The 14,359-nt window shown below is 50.3% G+C and carries 29 protein-coding genes and 1 pseudogene; 1 reads left to right on the top strand and 29 read right to left on the bottom strand.

The window, feature by feature from the left end:
- Window positions 1–20: 20 nt before the first annotated feature.
- From rpsD to rpsJ, 26 genes are all read right to left on the bottom strand, one after another.
- Window positions 21–641: a 30S ribosomal protein S4 gene (gene rpsD / locus ACH0WD_RS23825; RefSeq protein ID WP_000135226.1), complete on the bottom strand. Its 621-nt coding sequence runs from the start codon at window positions 639–641 to the stop codon at window positions 21–23.
- A gap of 33 nt (window positions 642–674) precedes the next feature.
- Window positions 675–1,064 carry a 30S ribosomal protein S11 gene (rpsK, locus tag ACH0WD_RS23820; protein WP_001029758.1) on the bottom strand — a complete coding sequence of 130 codons (390 nt, stop codon included), beginning with the start codon at window positions 1,062–1,064 and terminating at the stop codon, window positions 675–677.
- A gap of 16 nt (window positions 1,065–1,080) precedes the next feature.
- On the bottom strand, window positions 1,081–1,437 hold the full coding sequence (rpsM, locus tag ACH0WD_RS23815; protein WP_000090780.1) for a 30S ribosomal protein S13: 357 nt from the start codon (window positions 1,435–1,437) through the stop codon (window positions 1,081–1,083).
- A gap of 146 nt (window positions 1,438–1,583) precedes the next feature.
- Window positions 1,584–1,700, bottom strand: coding sequence for a 50S ribosomal protein L36 (rpmJ, locus tag ACH0WD_RS23810; protein WP_000868187.1), 117 nt, complete (start codon window positions 1,698–1,700; stop codon window positions 1,584–1,586).
- A 31-nt stretch (window positions 1,701–1,731) separates the two neighbouring features.
- Window positions 1,732–3,063, bottom strand: coding sequence for a preprotein translocase subunit SecY (gene secY / locus ACH0WD_RS23805; RefSeq protein WP_001118864.1), 1,332 nt, complete (start codon window positions 3,061–3,063; stop codon window positions 1,732–1,734).
- A gap of 7 nt (window positions 3,064–3,070) precedes the next feature.
- Window positions 3,071–3,505, bottom strand: a complete 435-nt coding sequence (gene rplO / locus ACH0WD_RS23800; protein ID WP_001238917.1) for a 50S ribosomal protein L15 — start codon at window positions 3,503–3,505, stop codon at window positions 3,071–3,073.
- A gap of 3 nt (window positions 3,506–3,508) precedes the next feature.
- On the bottom strand, window positions 3,509–3,688 hold the full coding sequence (rpmD, locus tag ACH0WD_RS23795) for a 50S ribosomal protein L30 (protein WP_001140434.1): 180 nt from the start codon (window positions 3,686–3,688) through the stop codon (window positions 3,509–3,511).
- Between the two features lie 3 nt (window positions 3,689–3,691).
- The gene (rpsE, locus tag ACH0WD_RS23790; protein WP_000940121.1) at window positions 3,692–4,195 is read right to left on the bottom strand and encodes a 30S ribosomal protein S5; all 504 of its coding nucleotides are present in this window, start codon (window positions 4,193–4,195) and stop codon (window positions 3,692–3,694) included.
- 14 nt (window positions 4,196–4,209) lie between these two features.
- A complete protein-coding gene (rplR, locus tag ACH0WD_RS23785; protein WP_000358956.1) occupies window positions 4,210–4,563 on the bottom strand; it encodes a 50S ribosomal protein L18 in 354 nt (117 codons plus the stop codon).
- Between the two features lie 9 nt (window positions 4,564–4,572).
- Window positions 4,573–5,106, bottom strand: a complete 534-nt coding sequence (rplF, locus tag ACH0WD_RS23780) for a 50S ribosomal protein L6 (RefSeq protein WP_000091939.1) — start codon at window positions 5,104–5,106, stop codon at window positions 4,573–4,575.
- A 12-nt stretch (window positions 5,107–5,118) separates the two neighbouring features.
- Window positions 5,119–5,511, bottom strand: a complete 393-nt coding sequence (gene rpsH / locus ACH0WD_RS23775; protein WP_000062611.1) for a 30S ribosomal protein S8 — start codon at window positions 5,509–5,511, stop codon at window positions 5,119–5,121.
- A 33-nt stretch (window positions 5,512–5,544) separates the two neighbouring features.
- Window positions 5,545–5,850, bottom strand: a complete 306-nt coding sequence (rpsN, locus tag ACH0WD_RS23770; RefSeq protein WP_001118932.1) for a 30S ribosomal protein S14 — start codon at window positions 5,848–5,850, stop codon at window positions 5,545–5,547.
- A gap of 14 nt (window positions 5,851–5,864) precedes the next feature.
- The gene (gene rplE, locus ACH0WD_RS23765) at window positions 5,865–6,404 is read right to left on the bottom strand and encodes a 50S ribosomal protein L5 (RefSeq protein WP_001096206.1); all 540 of its coding nucleotides are present in this window, start codon (window positions 6,402–6,404) and stop codon (window positions 5,865–5,867) included.
- Between the two features lie 14 nt (window positions 6,405–6,418).
- Window positions 6,419–6,733: a 50S ribosomal protein L24 gene (gene rplX / locus ACH0WD_RS23760; RefSeq protein WP_000729185.1), complete on the bottom strand. Its 315-nt coding sequence runs from the start codon at window positions 6,731–6,733 to the stop codon at window positions 6,419–6,421.
- A 10-nt stretch (window positions 6,734–6,743) separates the two neighbouring features.
- Window positions 6,744–7,115, bottom strand: a complete 372-nt coding sequence (gene rplN / locus ACH0WD_RS23755; RefSeq protein ID WP_000613954.1) for a 50S ribosomal protein L14 — start codon at window positions 7,113–7,115, stop codon at window positions 6,744–6,746.
- Between the two features lie 163 nt (window positions 7,116–7,278).
- Window positions 7,279–7,533, bottom strand: coding sequence for a 30S ribosomal protein S17 (gene rpsQ / locus ACH0WD_RS23750; protein ID WP_000130101.1), 255 nt, complete (start codon window positions 7,531–7,533; stop codon window positions 7,279–7,281).
- Window positions 7,533–7,724, bottom strand: coding sequence for a 50S ribosomal protein L29 (gene rpmC / locus ACH0WD_RS23745; protein WP_000644742.1), 192 nt, complete (start codon window positions 7,722–7,724; stop codon window positions 7,533–7,535). Before rpmC ends, rpsQ begins: the two co-directional genes overlap by 1 nt.
- Window positions 7,724–8,134: a 50S ribosomal protein L16 gene (gene rplP, locus ACH0WD_RS23740; protein ID WP_000941208.1), complete on the bottom strand. Its 411-nt coding sequence runs from the start codon at window positions 8,132–8,134 to the stop codon at window positions 7,724–7,726. The genes rpmC and rplP overlap by 1 nt, the downstream gene beginning before the upstream one ends.
- 12 nt (window positions 8,135–8,146) lie before the next feature.
- Window positions 8,147–8,848, bottom strand: a complete 702-nt coding sequence (gene rpsC / locus ACH0WD_RS23735; protein ID WP_000529945.1) for a 30S ribosomal protein S3 — start codon at window positions 8,846–8,848, stop codon at window positions 8,147–8,149.
- 17 nt (window positions 8,849–8,865) lie between these two features.
- Complete coding sequence (rplV, locus tag ACH0WD_RS23730) at window positions 8,866–9,198, bottom strand: 50S ribosomal protein L22 (protein ID WP_000447529.1); 333 nt, start codon at window positions 9,196–9,198, stop codon at window positions 8,866–8,868.
- 14 nt (window positions 9,199–9,212) lie between these two features.
- Window positions 9,213–9,491 (bottom strand): 30S ribosomal protein S19, encoded by a 279-nt coding sequence (gene rpsS / locus ACH0WD_RS23725; RefSeq protein WP_001138115.1) that lies wholly within the window; start codon window positions 9,489–9,491, stop codon window positions 9,213–9,215.
- Between the two features lie 16 nt (window positions 9,492–9,507).
- Complete coding sequence (gene rplB, locus ACH0WD_RS23720) at window positions 9,508–10,329, bottom strand: 50S ribosomal protein L2 (RefSeq protein ID WP_000301869.1); 822 nt, start codon at window positions 10,327–10,329, stop codon at window positions 9,508–9,510.
- Window positions 10,330–10,346: 17 nt separating this feature from the next.
- On the bottom strand, window positions 10,347–10,649 hold the full coding sequence (gene rplW, locus ACH0WD_RS23715) for a 50S ribosomal protein L23 (RefSeq protein WP_000617546.1): 303 nt from the start codon (window positions 10,647–10,649) through the stop codon (window positions 10,347–10,349).
- The gene (gene rplD, locus ACH0WD_RS23710; RefSeq protein ID WP_000424395.1) at window positions 10,646–11,251 is read right to left on the bottom strand and encodes a 50S ribosomal protein L4; all 606 of its coding nucleotides are present in this window, start codon (window positions 11,249–11,251) and stop codon (window positions 10,646–10,648) included. The genes rplW and rplD overlap by 4 nt, the downstream gene beginning before the upstream one ends.
- Window positions 11,252–11,261: 10 nt before the next feature.
- Complete coding sequence (gene rplC / locus ACH0WD_RS23705; protein WP_000579838.1) at window positions 11,262–11,891, bottom strand: 50S ribosomal protein L3; 630 nt, start codon at window positions 11,889–11,891, stop codon at window positions 11,262–11,264.
- Window positions 11,892–11,923: 32 nt separating this feature from the next.
- Window positions 11,924–12,235 (bottom strand): 30S ribosomal protein S10, encoded by a 312-nt coding sequence (gene rpsJ, locus ACH0WD_RS23700; RefSeq protein ID WP_001181005.1) that lies wholly within the window; start codon window positions 12,233–12,235, stop codon window positions 11,924–11,926.
- A 379-nt stretch (window positions 12,236–12,614) separates the two neighbouring features.
- Here rpsJ and hopD point away from each other — a divergent pair, with 379 nt between their 5' ends.
- Window positions 12,615–13,082: an A24 family peptidase gene (gene hopD / locus ACH0WD_RS23695; protein ID WP_000495849.1), complete on the top strand. Its 468-nt coding sequence runs from the start codon at window positions 12,615–12,617 to the stop codon at window positions 13,080–13,082.
- Here hopD and bfr read toward each other — a convergent pair.
- From bfr to tuf, 3 genes and pseudogenes are all read right to left on the bottom strand, one after another.
- Window positions 13,079–13,555 (bottom strand): bacterioferritin, encoded by a 477-nt coding sequence (bfr, locus tag ACH0WD_RS23690; protein WP_000675530.1) that lies wholly within the window; start codon window positions 13,553–13,555, stop codon window positions 13,079–13,081. The two genes, hopD and bfr, sit on opposite strands and share 4 nt — an antisense overlap.
- A gap of 72 nt (window positions 13,556–13,627) precedes the next feature.
- Complete coding sequence (gene bfd, locus ACH0WD_RS23685) at window positions 13,628–13,822, bottom strand: bacterioferritin-associated ferredoxin (RefSeq protein WP_000289082.1); 195 nt, start codon at window positions 13,820–13,822, stop codon at window positions 13,628–13,630.
- Window positions 13,823–14,006: 184 nt separating this feature from the next.
- Window positions 14,007–14,359, bottom strand: a pseudogene (tuf, locus tag ACH0WD_RS23680) (elongation factor Tu); the annotation flags it as partial.

The raw sequence follows: 14,359 nt of genomic DNA, 5'->3' as shown, positions 1-14,359 counted from the left end.
CCTCTCTTTGGTACTAAGCTTTACTTGGAGTAAAGCTCGACGATCAGGTGTTCGTTAATGTCCGCAGACAGATCAGAACGCTCAGGCTTACGCTTGTACGTACCTTCCATCTTGCCAGCATCAACTTCCAGCCAGGTTGGCTTTTCACGCTGCTCAGCCAGCTCCAGAGCGGCTTTCACGCGAGACTGCTTCTTCGCTTTCTCACGAATGCTAACAACGTCATTCGGACTAACCTGATAAGAAGCGATGTTAACAACACGACCGTTTACCATAATTGCTTTATGGCTAACCAGCTGACGTGCTTCTGCACGAGTGGCGCCGAAGCCCATACGGTATACAACGTTGTCCAGACGACCTTCCAGCAGAGCCAACAGGTTTTCACCGGTGTTGCCTTTCAGACGTGCTGCTTCTTTGTAGTAGTTACGGAACTGACGCTCCAGCACACCGTAAATGCGGCGAACTTTTTGCTTTTCACGCAACTGCACACCATAGTCAGACAGACGCGGCTTACGCGCACCGTGCTGGCCAGGAGCTTGTTCAATTTTACACTTGGTATCGATCGCGCGAACGCCAGACTTAAGGAATAAGTCGGTGCCCTCACGACGGCTCAGCTTGAGCTTAGGACCCAAATATCTTGCCATTTTCTTTCTCCAACTAACCTGGAAAACGAAGCGTTATACGCGACGTTTTTTCGGCGGACGACAACCGTTATGAGGGATCGGAGTCACATCAGTAATATTAGTGATGCGGAAACCAGCGGCGTTCAGAGCACGAATAGTAGATTCGCGGCCTGGACCCGGACCTTTAACCATAACTTCCAGATTCTTGATACCGTATTCTTTCACGGCGTCAGCGCAACGCTCTGCTGCAACCTGAGCTGCAAACGGAGTGGATTTGCGAGAACCACGGAAACCGGAACCACCGGCTGTTGCCCAACCCAGCGCATTACCCTGACGATCGGTAATAGTCACGATGGTGTTGTTGAAAGAAGCATGGATATGAGCCACGCCGTCAGAGACTTGTTTTCTTACACGTTTACGTGCGCGAACTGGTGCCTTTGCCATTATTCAATCACCCCGATTATTTCTTGATCGGTTTGCGCGGACCCTTACGGGTACGAGCGTTGGTCTTGGTACGCTGACCGCGAACCGGGAGACCACGACGATGACGCAAACCGCGATAGCAACCAAGATCCATCAGGCGCTTGATGCTCATGCTGATTTCACGGCGCAGATCACCTTCAACGACAAATTTGGCAACTTCGTCACGCAGCGTGTCGATTTGTTCTTCAGACAGCTCACTGATCTTAACATTTTCAGCGATACCCGCTGCAGCCAGGATGGCTTTAGAACGGGTCTTGCCGACACCGTAGATCGAAGTTAACGCGATCACGGCGTGTTTCTGATCAGGAATGTTAATGCCTGCTATACGGGCCACTATGCACTCCTACTATTTAATATGTACGTACCATGCTGAAAAGCCCGTTTTCAGGATACTCAAATGGAAACGTACAGACATACAAAAGATTGGCTGGCTAATCTAGCCAGCTCAACCCAACTTTGCAAGAAAAATATGCGAAAAAATCAGCCTTGGCGCTGTTTATGCTTCGGCTCGGCACTGCAAATCACACGGATGACACCATCACGCTTAACGATTTTGCAGTTACGGCATAATTTCTTGACGGAAGCACGAACTTTCATTTTTACTCTCCGTAACTTCTCAGGCGACCAATTAACGGCCGTAGCCTTTCAGGTTCGCCTTCTTCAATGCAGACTCATACTGACTGGACATCATCAGAGTTTGCACTTGAGCCATAAAGTCCATAATCACGACAACAACGATAAGCAGTGAGGTCCCACCGAAGTAGAACGGCACTTTCATTGCATCACGCATGAACTCCGGGATCAGGCAGATAAAGGTAATATACAGCGCACCAACCAGGGTCAGGCGGGTCATTACTTTATCGATATACTTCGCCGTTTGCTCTCCCGGACGAATTCCTGGTACAAATGCACCGGACTTCTTCAGGTTATCTGCTGTTTCACGCGGGTTGAAAACCAACGCCGTGTAGAAGAAACAGAAGAAGATGATTGCAGACGCATAGAGTAACACATAAAGCGGTTGCCCAGGCTGCAAATACAGCGAAATTGTTGTCAGCCAGTTCCAACCAGTACCGCCCCCGAACCATGACGCGATGGTCGCCGGGAACAGAATAATACTGGAAGCGAAGATTGCCGGGATTACCCCCGCCATATTCACTTTCAGCGGTAAATGTGTGCTCTGTGCAGCATAGACACGACGACCTTGCTGACGTTTGGCGTAGTTTACCACAATACGGCGTTGACCACGTTCAACGAATACTACAAAGAACGTCACTGCAAATACTAATACTGCAACCAACAGCAACACGAGGAAGTGCAGGTCGCCTTGACGCGCTTGCTCGATAGTATGGGCAATGGCTGGCGGGAGTCCCGCAACGATACCAGCGAAGATGATGATTGAGATACCGTTACCGATACCGCGCTCAGTAATCTGTTCGCCGAGCCACATCAGGAACATCGTCCCTGTAACCAGACTTACAACAGCGGTGAAATAGAATGCAAAGCCTGGATTCATCACCAGGCCCTGCATACCAGGCATATTCGGCAAACCGGTAGCAATACCGATCGACTGGAATATCGCCAGCACCAGAGTACCGTAACGGGTGTACTGGCTGATCTTACGACGACCAGACTCCCCTTCTTTCTTAATTTCTGCCAGCGTTGGATGAACCACCGTCAACAGCTGGATAATGATCGACGCCGAAATATACGGCATGATCCCCAGGGCAAAGATAGAAGCACGGCTGAGAGCACCACCAGAGAACATGTTAAACATTTCAATGATGGTGCCTCGCTGTTGCTCAAGCAGTTTGGCAAGTACAGCGGCATCAATACCAGGGATCGGAATAAAAGAGCCAATACGGAACACAATCAGCGCGCCGATAACAAACAGCAGTCTGCGTTTCAGCTCACCTAAGCCACCTTTGGCACTTTGAAAATCTAATCCCGGTTGTTTAGCCATCTGCTACTTATTCCTCGATTTTACCGCCAGCAGCTTCGATAGCAGCACGAGCGCCTTTAGTAACACGCAGGCCACGAACAGTTACCGGAGTAGTGACTTCGCCAGCCAGGATCACTTTCGCGAACTCGATCTGGATACCGATAATGTTTGCCGCTTTCAGCGTGTTCAGGTCTACAACGCCGCCTTCTACTTTCGCCAGGTCAGACAGACGAACTTCGGCTGTAATCGCTGCTTTGCGAGAAGTGAAGCCGAATTTCGGCAGACGACGGTACAGAGGCATCTGACCACCCTCGAAACCGCGACGTACGCCACCGCCAGAACGAGACTTCTGACCTTTGTGACCACGACCACCGGTTTTACCGAGGCCAGAACCGATACCACGACCCAGGCGTTTACCCGCCTTTTTGGAGCCTTCGGCCGGAGACAGAGTATTTAAACGCATCTCTTACTCCTCAACTTTAACCATGAAGGAAACCGCGTTGACCATACCACGAACAGCAGGAGTATCCTCGCGCTCTACGGTGTGGCCAATACGACGCAGACCCAGGCCAAGCAGCGTTGCCTTGTGTTTCGGCAGACGACCGATTGCACTGCGGGTTTGAGTAATTTTAATAGTCTTTGCCATGGTTTATTTCCCCAGAATTTCTTCAACGGATTTACCACGCTTGGCAGCGACCATTTCTGGAGAATTCATATTTTCCAGGCCATCAATAGTTGCACGAACCACGTTGATCGGGTTGGTGGAACCGTATGCTTTAGCCAGAACGTTATGAACCCCAGCAACTTCCAGAACGGCGCGCATTGCACCACCGGCGATGATACCGGTACCTTCGGAAGCTGGCTGCATGAATACACGAGACCCCGTGTGAACACCTTTAACCGGGTGCTGCAGGGTGCCGTTGTTCAGCGCGACGTTAATCATATTGCGACGGGCTTTTTCCATCGCTTTCTGGATCGCTGCTGGAACTTCACGCGCTTTACCGTAACCAAAACCTACGCGACCGTTACCATCGCCTACTACAGTCAGAGCTGTGAAGGAGAAAATACGACCACCTTTAACGGTTTTAGATACGCGGTTTACCGCGATCAGCTTTTCCTGCAGTTCGCCAGCTTGTTTTTCGATGTGAGCCATCTTACACCTCTACCTTAGAACTGAAGGCCAGCTTCACGGGCAGCATCTGCCAGTGCCTGGACACGACCATGATATTGGAACCCGGAACGGTCAAAAGACACATCTTTGATGCCTTTTTCCAGAGCGCGTTCAGCGACAGCTTTACCCACAGCTGCAGCCGCGTCTTTGTTACCGGTGTACTTCAGTTGTTCAGCGATAGCTTTTTCTACAGTAGAAGCAGCTACCAGAACTTCAGAACCGTTCGGTGCAATTACCTGTGCGTAAATATGACGCGGGGTACGATGTACCACCAGGCGAGTTGCGCCCAGCTCTTTGAGCTTGCGGCGTGCGCGGGTCGCACGACGGATACGAGCAGATTTCTTATCCATAGTGTTACCTTACTTCTTCTTAGCCTCTTTGGTACGCACGACTTCGTCGGCGTAACGAACACCCTTGCCTTTGTAAGGCTCAGGACGACGGTAGGCGCGCAGATCTGCTGCAACCTGGCCGATCACCTGCTTATCAGCGCCTTTCAGCACGATTTCAGTTTGAGTCGGACATTCAGCAGTGATACCTGCCGGCAGCTGATGGTCAACCGGGTGAGAGAAACCTAAAGACAGGTTTACTACATTCCCTTTAACCGCTGCACGATAACCTACACCAACCAGCTGCAGCTTCTTAGTGAAGCCTTCGGTAACACCGATAACCATTGAGTTCAGCAGGGCACGCGCGGTACCAGCCTGTGCCCAACCGTCTGCGTAACCATCACGCGGACCGAAGGTCAGTGCATTATCTGCATGTTTAACTTCAACAGCATCGTTGAGAGTACGAGTCAGCTCGCCGTTTTTACCTTTGATCGTAATAACCTGACCGTTGATTTTGACATCAACGCCGGCAGGAACAACGACCGGTGCTTTAGCAACACGAGACATTTTTTCCTCCGATTAGGCTACGTAGCAGATAATTTCGCCACCAAGACCAGCCTGGCGCGCTGCACGATCAGTCATAACACCTTTAGAGGTAGAAACAACTGCGATACCCAGACCGGCCATAACTTTCGGCAGCTCATCTTTACGTTTGTAGATGCGCAGACCTGGGCGGCTGACACGCTGAATGCTTTCTACAACAGCTTTACCCTGGAAATACTTAAGAGTCAGTTCCAGTTCCGGCTTGGTGTCGCCTTCAACTTTAAAATCTTCAATAAAACCTTCTTCCTTCAGCACGTTGGCAATTGCCACTTTCAGCTTGGAGGAAGGCATGGTGACCGCAGCTTTGTTCGCGGCCTGACCGTTACGGATACGGGTCAGCATATCCGCGATCGGATCTTGCATGCTCATCTGTCTTTACTCCCGTGATTCAATTGGTGACAATTACCAGCTAGCCTTTTTCAGACCCGGAATTTCACCGCGCATAGCGGCTTCACGGACCTTAATACGGCTCAACCCGAACTTCCGCAGGAAAGCGTGCGGACGACCAGTTTGACGGCAGCGGTTACGCTGACGTGACGGGCTGGAATCACGCGGCAGAGTCTGCAGCTTAAGAACCGCATTCCAACGATCTTCGTCGGTTGCGTTCACATCAGAGATGATCGCTTTCAGTTCAGCGCGTTTCGCGAAGTATTTATCAGCTAAAGCTACGCGTTTTACTTCGCGTGCTTTCATTGATTGCTTAGCCATTTAGTAACCCTACCTTACTTGCGGAACGGGAAGTCAAAGGCAGCCAGCAGAGCACGGCCTTCTTCGTCAGATTTCGCAGTAGTGGTAATGGTAATATCCAAACCACGAACGCGGTCGACTTTATCGTAGTCGATTTCTGGGAAGATGATCTGCTCACGGACACCCATGCTGTAGTTACCACGACCGTCGAATGACTTAGCGGACAAGCCACGGAAGTCACGGATACGAGGAACAGCAATAGTGATCAGGCGCTCAAAGAACTCCCACATGCGTTCGCCACGCAGAGTTACTTTACAGCCGATCGGATAGCCCTGACGGATTTTGAAGCCTGCAACAGATTTGCGTGCTTTGGTGATCAACGGTTTTTGACCGGAGATTGCTGTCAGGTCTGCTGCTGCGTTATCCAGCAGTTTCTTGTCAGCGATCGCTTCACCAACACCCATGTTCAGGGTGATCTTCTCGACCCGAGGGACTTGCATGACAGAATTGTAGTTAAACTCAGTCATGAGTTTGTTAACTACTTCGTCTTTGTAGTAATCATGCAGTTTCGCCATCGTACTACTCCAAATTACTTGATAGTTTCGCTGTTAGACTTGAAGAAACGGACTTTTTTGCCATCTTCGAATCTAAAGCCTACACGGTCAGCCTTGCCGGTTGCCGCATTGAAGATTGCAACGTTAGAAACCTGAATTGCAGCTTCTTTTTCAACGATGCCGCCCGGTTGGTTCAGAGCCGGAACCGGCTTCTGGTGTTTCTTAACCAGGTTGATACCTTCAACAATGACCTTGCCGGAAGACAGGACATTCTTAACTTTACCGCGTTTACCTTTATCTTTACCGGTTAACACGATAACTTCGTCATCACGACGGATTTTCGCTGCCATGATTCGCTCCTTAGAGTACTTCTGGTGCCAGAGAGATAATTTTCATGAACTTCTCGTTACGAAGTTCACGAGTTACCGGCCCAAAAATACGCGTACCGATAGGCTGCTCGCTGTTATTGTTTAAAATAACGCATGCATTACCATCGAAGCGAATGACAGAACCGTCCGGGCGACGAACACCCTTCTTGGTGCGCACCACTACCGCCTTCAGCACATCACCTTTTTTGACCTTACCACGCGGAATCGCTTCTTTGATGGTGATCTTAATGATGTCGCCTACGCCTGCGTAGCGACGGTGCGAGCCACCCAGAACCTTGATACACATTACGCGACGTGCACCGGAGTTGTCGGCGACGTTCAGCATAGTCTGTTCTTGGATCATTTTAGTGCTCCGCTAATGTCAACTACTACTGAGACCCGAAAATCAGGTCGTTAAAAAAACCCCATATCGAGGGCGCGGCATTATAACACCGCAAATCAGATATGGGTAGAAAAAATAAACGGCCCATCGCTGAGCCGTTTATTCGTTGAGAATGCGTACTGTATTACAGAACCGCTTTCTCTACAACGCGAACCAGAGTCCAGGATTTGGTCTTGGACAGCGGACGGCATTCGCGGATTTCAACCACGTCGCCGATACCGCATTCGTTGTTCTCGTCATGTACGTGCATTTTGGTCGTACGCTTGATGAATTTACCGTAGATCGGGTGTTTCACAAAACGTTCGATAGCAACAACAATGGATTTCTCCATTTTGTCGCTAACCACGCGACCTTGCAGAGTACGGATTTTATCGGTCATTACGCACCCGCCTTCTCAGTCAGTAAAGTCTTAACGCGTGCGACATCACGACGCACTTGCTTCAACAGGTGAGACTGTTGCAGCTGGCCACTTGCAGCCTGCATACGCAGGTTGAACTGCTCACGCAGCAGGTTCAGTAGCTCGGTGTTCAGCTCTTCAACGCTCTTCTCACGCAGCTCTTTTGCTTTCATTACATCACCGTCTTAGTTACAAAGGTGGTTTTAATCGGCAGTTTCGCTGCTGCCAGCTTGAATGCTTCACGGGCCAGCTCTTCCGGTACGCCGTCCATTTCATACAGGACTTTACCCGGCTGAATCAAGGCAACCCAATACTCCACGTTACCTTTACCTTTACCCATACGCACTGCCAGCGGCTTTTCAGTGATCGGTTTGTCCGGGAATACACGGATCCAGATCTTACCTTGACGCTTAACTGCACGGGTCATAGCACGACGTGCTGCTTCGATCTGACGGGCAGTCAGACGACCACGGCCAACAGCTTTCAGGCCGAAGCTGCCGAAGCTAACATCCGCGCCTGCAGCCAGACCACGGTTGCGGCCTTTGTGCATTTTACGGAATTTTGTACGCTTTGGTTGTAACATCAGCGACGCTCCTTATTTACGGCCTTTACGCTGCTGCTTTTTCGGTTGAGCAGCCGGTTTTTCCGGTTGTTCAACAGCAGCCATACCACCCAGGATCTCGCCTTTGAAGATCCACACTTTAACGCCGATTACACCATAAGTGGTGTGCGCTTCAGAGGTGTTGTAGTCGATGTCAGCACGCAGAGTGTGCAGAGGTACGCGACCTTCGCGGTACCATTCGGTACGTGCGATTTCCGCGCCGCCCAGACGGCCGCTAACTTCAACTTTGATACCTTTAGCGCCCAGACGCATGGCGTTCTGTACAGCACGCTTCATCGCACGACGGAACATCACGCGACGTTCCAGCTGAGAAGTGATGCTGTCAGCAACCAGTTTAGCGTCCAGTTCAGGTTTACGAACTTCGGCGATATTGATCTGTGCAGGAACGCCAGCGATATCCGCTACGACCTTACGCAGTTTTTCTACGTCTTCACCTTTTTTACCGATAACGATACCCGGGCGAGCGGTGTGAATAGTCACACGGATGCTCTTAGCCGGACGCTCGATAACGATACGAGATACAGACGCTTTAGCCAGTTCCTTCGTCAGGTACTGACGTACTTTAAAATCGCTGTCCAGGTTGTCAGCGAATTCTTTGGTGTTCGCAAACCAGGTAGAGTTCCATGGTTTTACAATACCCAGGCGAATACCATTAGGATGTACTTTCTGACCCATTGCTAGTCTCCAGAGTCTCAGCGATCGGACACAACCACAGTGATGTGGCTGGTGCGCTTCAGGATGCGATCTGCACGACCTTTTGCACGCGGCATAATGCGCTTCATGCTCGGGCCTTCGTCTACGAAAATTTTCGTAACTTTCAGATCGTCAATGTCAGCGCCATCGTTGTGTTCAGCGTTAGCAATGGCAGATTCCAGAACTTTCTTGACCAGTACAGCCGCTTTCTTGTTGGTGTAGGTCAGAATATCCAGAGCCTGCGACACTTTCTTACCGCGAATCAGGTCAGCAACAAGGCGAACCTTCTGAGCAGAAGAACGAGCATGGCGATGTTTAGCGATAGTTTCCATCTCTTCCTCCTACCTTATTTCTTCTTCGCTTTTTTATCAGCAGCGTGGCCGCGATAAGTACGAGTCGGTGCGAATTCACCCAGTTTGTGACCGACCATTTCGTCGGAAACAAATACCGGAACGTGCTGACGACCATTATGGACAGCGATGGTCAAACCGATCATGTTAGGAAAGATCGTTGAACGACGGGACCAGGTGCGCAGGGGCTTCTTGTCTCCGCTTTCCACCGCTTTCTCTACCTTCTTCAGCAAGTGCAGGTCAATAAAAGGACCTTTCTTGAGAGAACGTGGCATGGCTTATCCTCTAAAATTATTTGCTACGGCGACGTACGATGAATTTATCAGTACGCTTGTTGCTGCGGGTCTTCTTACCTTTGGTCTGAACGCCCCACGGAGTTACCGGGTGCTTACCAAAGTTACGACCTTCACCACCACCATGTGGGTGGTCTACTGGGTTCATCGCAGTACCGCGAACGGTAGGACGAACGCCACGCCAGCGTGCAGCACCTGCTTTACCCAGAACGCGCAGCATATGCTCAGCATTGCCAACTTCGCCCAGGGTTGCACGGCAGTCTGCTTCGACTTTACGCATTTCACCAGAACGCAGACGCAGGGTGACATAAGCGCCATCGCGAGCAACGATCTGAACGTAAGTACCAGCGGAACGCGCCAGCTGACCGCCTTTACCTGGTTTCATTTCTACGTTATGAACGGTAGAACCAACCGGGATATTGCGCATCGGCAGGGTGTTGCCTGCTTTGATTGCAGCATCAACGCCAGACTGAATCTGGTCGCCAGCTTTCAGGCCTTTCGGGGCCAGGATGTAACGGCGTTCGCCGTCTTTGTACAGAACCAGCGCGATGTTCGCGGAACGGTTCGGATCGTACTCAAGACGTTCAACAACTGCCGGGATACCGTCTTTGTTGCGTTTGAAGTCAACAATACGATAAGCCTGTTTGTGACCACCACCGATATGACGAGTGGTGATACGGCCATTGTTGTTACGACCACCGGATTTGCTGTTTTTTTCAACCAGCGGAGCAAAAGGTTTGCCCTTGTGCAGCTCTGGGTTGACCACTTTAACGACGTGGCGACGACCCGGAGATGTCGGTTTACATTTAACAACTGCCATTGTATTACTCCTCCGACTTACTCAGCGCCGCCGACGAAGTCCAGATTCTGGCCTTCTTTCAGGGTGACGTAAGCTTTTTTCCAGTCGCTACGACGACCGATACGCTGTCCGTGACGTTTAACTTTCCCTTTAACAACCAGGGTGTTAACGACTTCGACTTCGACTTCAAACAGTTTCTGCACAGCAGCTTTGATTTCTGCTTTGGTCGCGTCTTTAGCAACTTTGAGAACGATGGTGTTAGTTTTTTCCATCGCAGTAGACGCTTTTTCAGAAACGTGCGGTGCGCGCAGCACCTTCAGCAGACGTTCTTCACGAATCATGCCAGCATCTCCTCAACTTGCTTAACAGCATCAGCAGTCATTACGACTTTGTCGAAGGCGATCAGGCTAACCGGGTCGATACCAGTCGCATCGCGTACGTCAACCTTGTGCAGGTTACGTGCGGCCAGGAACAGGTTCTCGTCCAGCTCACCGGTGATGATCAGCACATCTTCCAGAGCCATGTCTTTCAGTTTCTGTGCCAGCAGCTTAGTTTTCGGCGCTTCTACAGAGAACTTCTCGACAACGATCAGACGATCCTGACGTACCAGTTCGGACAGGATGCTTTTCAGCGCGCCGCGGTACATCTTCTTGTTAACTTTTTGACTGTGGTCCTGCGGACGAGCAGCGAAGGTCACGCCACCGGAACGCCAGATCGGGCTCTTGATAGAACCTGAACGCGCACGGCCAGTGCCTTTCTGGCGCCACGGTTTTTTACCGGAACCAGTTACTTCAGCACGAGTCTTCTGAGCACGAGTACCCTGACGAGCACCAGCTGCATAAGCAACAACAACCTGGTGAACCAGCGCTTCGTTGAAATCACGACCGAAGGTAGTTTCGGAAACAGTCAGCGCGCTCTGCGCGTCTTTCAATACTAATTCCATTGCTATCCCCTTACGCCTTCACAGCTGGTTTAACGATCAGGTCGCAACCGGTTGCACCCGGAACACCACCCTTAACCAGCAGCAGGTTGCGCTCAGCGTCAACGCGTACTACGTCAAGGCTCTGAACGGTTACGCGCTCATTACCCATCTGACCTGCCATTTTCTTGCCTTTGAACACTTTGCCCGGAGTCTGGTTCTGACCGATAGAACCCGGAACGCGGTGAGACAAGGAGTTACCGTGAGTAGCGTCCTGGGTACGGAAGTTCCAGCGCTTAACGGTACCAGCGAAACCTTTACCTTTAGAGGTACCGGTTACGTCAACTTTTTTAACGTCAGCAAACAGTTCAACGCTGATGCTCTGACCTACGGTGTATTCTTCGCCTTCAGCCAGACGGAATTCCCACAGACCACGGCCAGCTTCTACGCCAGCTTTAGCAAAGTGACCCGCTTCCGGCTTGGTGACACGGTTAGCTTTTTTAGCACCCGTAGTAACCTGAACAGCGCGGTAGCCATCGTTAGCCAGGTCTTTAACCTGAGTAACACGGTTTGCTTCAACTTCGATTACGGTTACTGGGATAGAGACGCCATCTTCAGTGAAGATGCGGGTCATACCCACTTTTTTACCGACTAAACCAATCATTGTATCAACCTCTCAATCGCTCGATGACCTGATTAACCCAGGCTGATCTGCACGTCTACACCGGCAGCCAGGTCCAGACGCATCAGAGCATCAACGGTTTTCTCGGTTGGCTCAACGATGTCAACCAGACGCTTGTGAGTGCGAATTTCGTACTGATCGCGCGCATCTTTGTTAACGTGCGGAGAGATCAGAACGGTAAAGCGCTCTTTGCGGGTCGGCAGCGGGATCGGACCGCGAACCTGCGCACCAGTGCGCTTGGCAGTCTCGACGATTTCCGCGGTTGATTGATCGATCAGACGATGATCAAACGCTTTCAGGCGGATACGGATTCTTTGGTTCTGCATGAGACCAGAGCTCCAATTATTTTATAAACGAAAATGATTACTCCTCACACCCATTACGATTGATGGGAGAGTGTAACCGTTCTTACGTAGCTCCCCGATTGGGAGCATTGTTAAATAGCCAAATCGGCTATTCGAGGTTCAAATCGAACCTGCCGTCAATTACGACAAGCCCGCGCATTATACGTAAATCTCAGCCTGACGCAAGTGTCGGATAGAAATTAAGCGCTTTATTCTTATGCGAGCATGATTCCAGATGGTACGCATGGGATGGCGACGCGCATCTTTTCTTTGGAAGGCATCAGGCAAACCTGGCAATACGTCGTTGTCGCTGTCGCATAAATCTATAAAGGTGAGCACAAGCCTTGACGAGGATTTGCTTATGTTTGTTGCCCTCCCCTTTCTCATTTTTTATGCGTCGTTCTCTTTATTACTTGGCATATACGACGCGCGTACCGGTCTGTTGCCTGACCGGTTTACCTGTCCATTACTGTGGGGTGGTCTGCTTTATCACCAGATTTGCCTGCCGGAGCGTTTACCGGATGCGCTTTGGGGCGCTATCGCCGGCTATGGCGGATTCGCGTTAATTTACTGGGGCTATCGCCTGCGTTATCAGAAAGAGGGGCTTGGATATGGCGACGTCAAGTACCTCGCTGCCTTAGGGGCGTGGCATTGTTGGGAAACACTGCCGTTACTGGTTTTCCTTGCCGCCATGTTGGCCTGTGGCAGGTTTGGCGTCGCGCTACTGGTGAGAGGTAAATCGGCATTAATAAACCCGCTACCTTTTGGGCCATGGCTGGCGGTGGCGGGTTTCATAACAGGTTGGAAAGTTTTCTTTCCAGACGGTTAATCGGTAACCTTAATTTGTGATTGCAGATAATTTTGCATACCAAGTTTGGCAATCAAATCCAGCTCAGTTTCCAGCCAGTCGATGTGGCCTTCCTCGTCGGCAAGAATTTCAATCATCATATCCCGGCTGACATAATCATGAACGCTATCGGCATAGGCTATTGCCTCACGTAGATCTTTTGCGCCTTCCAGTTCGAGCCGGAGATCCGATCGTAGCATCTCTTCGACATCTTCACCGATGCCCAGCTTGCCCAGATCCTGTAGGTTCGGTATGCCTTCCAGAAATAAAATACGCTCAATGTACTTATCAGCGTGTTTCATCTCATCAATGGATTCATGGTACTCAACATCATTAAGCCGGGTCAGCCCCCAGTTTTTGAACATACGGGCATGAAGAAAATACTGATTAATTGCGACAAGCTCATTTCCCAATAGTTTATTGAGATAATTTATGATTTTAACATCACCTTTCATTTTATAGTCCCTCCGCTTCCACTCTCTAGAGCGTAGATGGGGCTACAGGGATGTCAAAAAAAAGAGTGTGACTCAGGCGATCTCTTTAAATTCCGGCATTTGCGTTAACTCATCCTGCATCACTTCTCGCGCGGCGCGAATACACTTACCACATTGATTTCCCACAGGAATAAATTTACGCAACTGTTGAAATGACTGTGGATGAAATTGTCGTACAGCCTGGCGGATTTTTTTATCGCTTATACCATTACACAAACAAACGTACATGATTGCTCCCGTTCAATTTCCGCACAAAGTGTAAATGAGAATAGTTATGATTACAATAGCGCAAAGCGATTTACGCCACGGGAGAAGCGTTAAAAAGGGTGAATAAATATAACAGCGGCTAAATAGCAGGCAACAAAAAGGGCGCCGAAGCGCCCTCTTCAATTCAAAACTAATTAACGAGTAATTAGCCCAGAACTTTAGCAACAACGCCCGCGCCAACGGTACGGCCGCCTTCACGGATTGCGAAACGCAGACCGTCGTCCATTGCGATCGGGTGGATCAGGGTAACAACCATCTTGATGTTGTCGCCCGGCATTACCATCTCTACGCCTTCCGGCAGTTCGATGGTACCAGTCACGTCAGTAGTACGGAAGTAGAACTGCGGACGGTAGCCTTTGAAGAACGGAGTATGACGGCCGCCTTCATCTTTGGACAGAATGTACACTTCAGATTCGAACTTGGTGTGCGGCTTGATGGTGCCCGGCTTAGCCAGTACCTGACCACGTTCGATTTCTTCACGTTTGATACCACGCAGCA

The organism is Salmonella sp. 2020_1395 (assembly GCF_043848115.1).
GTDB lineage: Bacteria > Pseudomonadota > Gammaproteobacteria > Enterobacterales > Enterobacteriaceae > Salmonella > Salmonella enterica.
The sequence above is the reverse complement of the archived record's forward strand: the minus strand, read 5'-3'. Positions and strand labels throughout refer to the sequence as shown.

Bases quoted from the DNA above. Each gene is read 5' to 3' on its own strand.
- rplC (WP_000579838.1), bottom strand. From the start codon at position 11,891: ATGATTGGTTTAGTCGGTAAAAAAGTGGGTATGACCCGCATCTTCACT.
- rpmD (WP_001140434.1), bottom strand. From the start codon at position 3,688: ATGGCAAAGACTATTAAAATTACTCAAACCCGCAGTGCAATCGGTCGT.
- rpsH (WP_000062611.1), bottom strand. From the start codon at position 5,511: ATGAGCATGCAAGATCCGATCGCGGATATGCTGACCCGTATCCGTAAC.
- rplF (WP_000091939.1), bottom strand. From the start codon at position 5,106: ATGTCTCGTGTTGCTAAAGCACCGGTCGTTGTTCCTGCCGGCGTTGAT.
- rplR (WP_000358956.1), bottom strand. From the start codon at position 4,563: ATGGATAAGAAATCTGCTCGTATCCGTCGTGCGACCCGCGCACGCCGC.
- rpsK (WP_001029758.1), bottom strand. From the start codon at position 1,064: ATGGCAAAGGCACCAGTTCGCGCACGTAAACGTGTAAGAAAACAAGTC.
- rplX (WP_000729185.1), bottom strand. From the start codon at position 6,733: ATGGCAGCGAAAATCCGTCGTGATGACGAAGTTATCGTGTTAACCGGT.
- bfr (WP_000675530.1), bottom strand. From the start codon at position 13,555: ATGAAAGGTGATGTTAAAATCATAAATTATCTCAATAAACTATTGGGA.
- rplE (WP_001096206.1), bottom strand. From the start codon at position 6,404: ATGGCGAAACTGCATGATTACTACAAAGACGAAGTAGTTAACAAACTC.
- rpsS (WP_001138115.1), bottom strand. From the start codon at position 9,491: ATGCCACGTTCTCTCAAGAAAGGTCCTTTTATTGACCTGCACTTGCTG.
- rplB (WP_000301869.1), bottom strand. From the start codon at position 10,329: ATGGCAGTTGTTAAATGTAAACCGACATCTCCGGGTCGTCGCCACGTC.
- rplP (WP_000941208.1), bottom strand. From the start codon at position 8,134: ATGTTACAACCAAAGCGTACAAAATTCCGTAAAATGCACAAAGGCCGC.
- rpsJ (WP_001181005.1), bottom strand. From the start codon at position 12,235: ATGCAGAACCAAAGAATCCGTATCCGCCTGAAAGCGTTTGATCATCGT.
- rpsE (WP_000940121.1), bottom strand. From the start codon at position 4,195: ATGGCTCACATCGAAAAACAAGCTGGCGAACTGCAGGAAAAGCTGATC.
- bfd (WP_000289082.1), bottom strand. From the start codon at position 13,822: ATGTACGTTTGTTTGTGTAATGGTATAAGCGATAAAAAAATCCGCCAG.
- rplD (WP_000424395.1), bottom strand. From the start codon at position 11,251: ATGGAATTAGTATTGAAAGACGCGCAGAGCGCGCTGACTGTTTCCGAA.
- rplV (WP_000447529.1), bottom strand. From the start codon at position 9,198: ATGGAAACTATCGCTAAACATCGCCATGCTCGTTCTTCTGCTCAGAAG.
- rplO (WP_001238917.1), bottom strand. From the start codon at position 3,505: ATGCGTTTAAATACTCTGTCTCCGGCCGAAGGCTCCAAAAAGGCGGGT.
- rpmC (WP_000644742.1), bottom strand. From the start codon at position 7,724: ATGAAAGCAAAAGAGCTGCGTGAGAAGAGCGTTGAAGAGCTGAACACC.
- rpsN (WP_001118932.1), bottom strand. From the start codon at position 5,850: ATGGCTAAGCAATCAATGAAAGCACGCGAAGTAAAACGCGTAGCTTTA.
- rplN (WP_000613954.1), bottom strand. From the start codon at position 7,115: ATGATCCAAGAACAGACTATGCTGAACGTCGCCGACAACTCCGGTGCA.
- rpsC (WP_000529945.1), bottom strand. From the start codon at position 8,848: ATGGGTCAGAAAGTACATCCTAATGGTATTCGCCTGGGTATTGTAAAA.
- hopD (WP_000495849.1), top strand. From the start codon at position 12,615: ATGTTTGTTGCCCTCCCCTTTCTCATTTTTTATGCGTCGTTCTCTTTA.
- secY (WP_001118864.1), bottom strand. From the start codon at position 3,063: ATGGCTAAACAACCGGGATTAGATTTTCAAAGTGCCAAAGGTGGCTTA.
- rpsQ (WP_000130101.1), bottom strand. From the start codon at position 7,533: ATGACCGATAAAATCCGTACTCTGCAAGGTCGCGTGGTTAGCGACAAA.
- rpsD (WP_000135226.1), bottom strand. From the start codon at position 641: ATGGCAAGATATTTGGGTCCTAAGCTCAAGCTGAGCCGTCGTGAGGGC.
- rplW (WP_000617546.1), bottom strand. From the start codon at position 10,649: ATGATTCGTGAAGAACGTCTGCTGAAGGTGCTGCGCGCACCGCACGTT.
- rpmJ (WP_000868187.1), bottom strand. From the start codon at position 1,700: ATGAAAGTTCGTGCTTCCGTCAAGAAATTATGCCGTAACTGCAAAATC.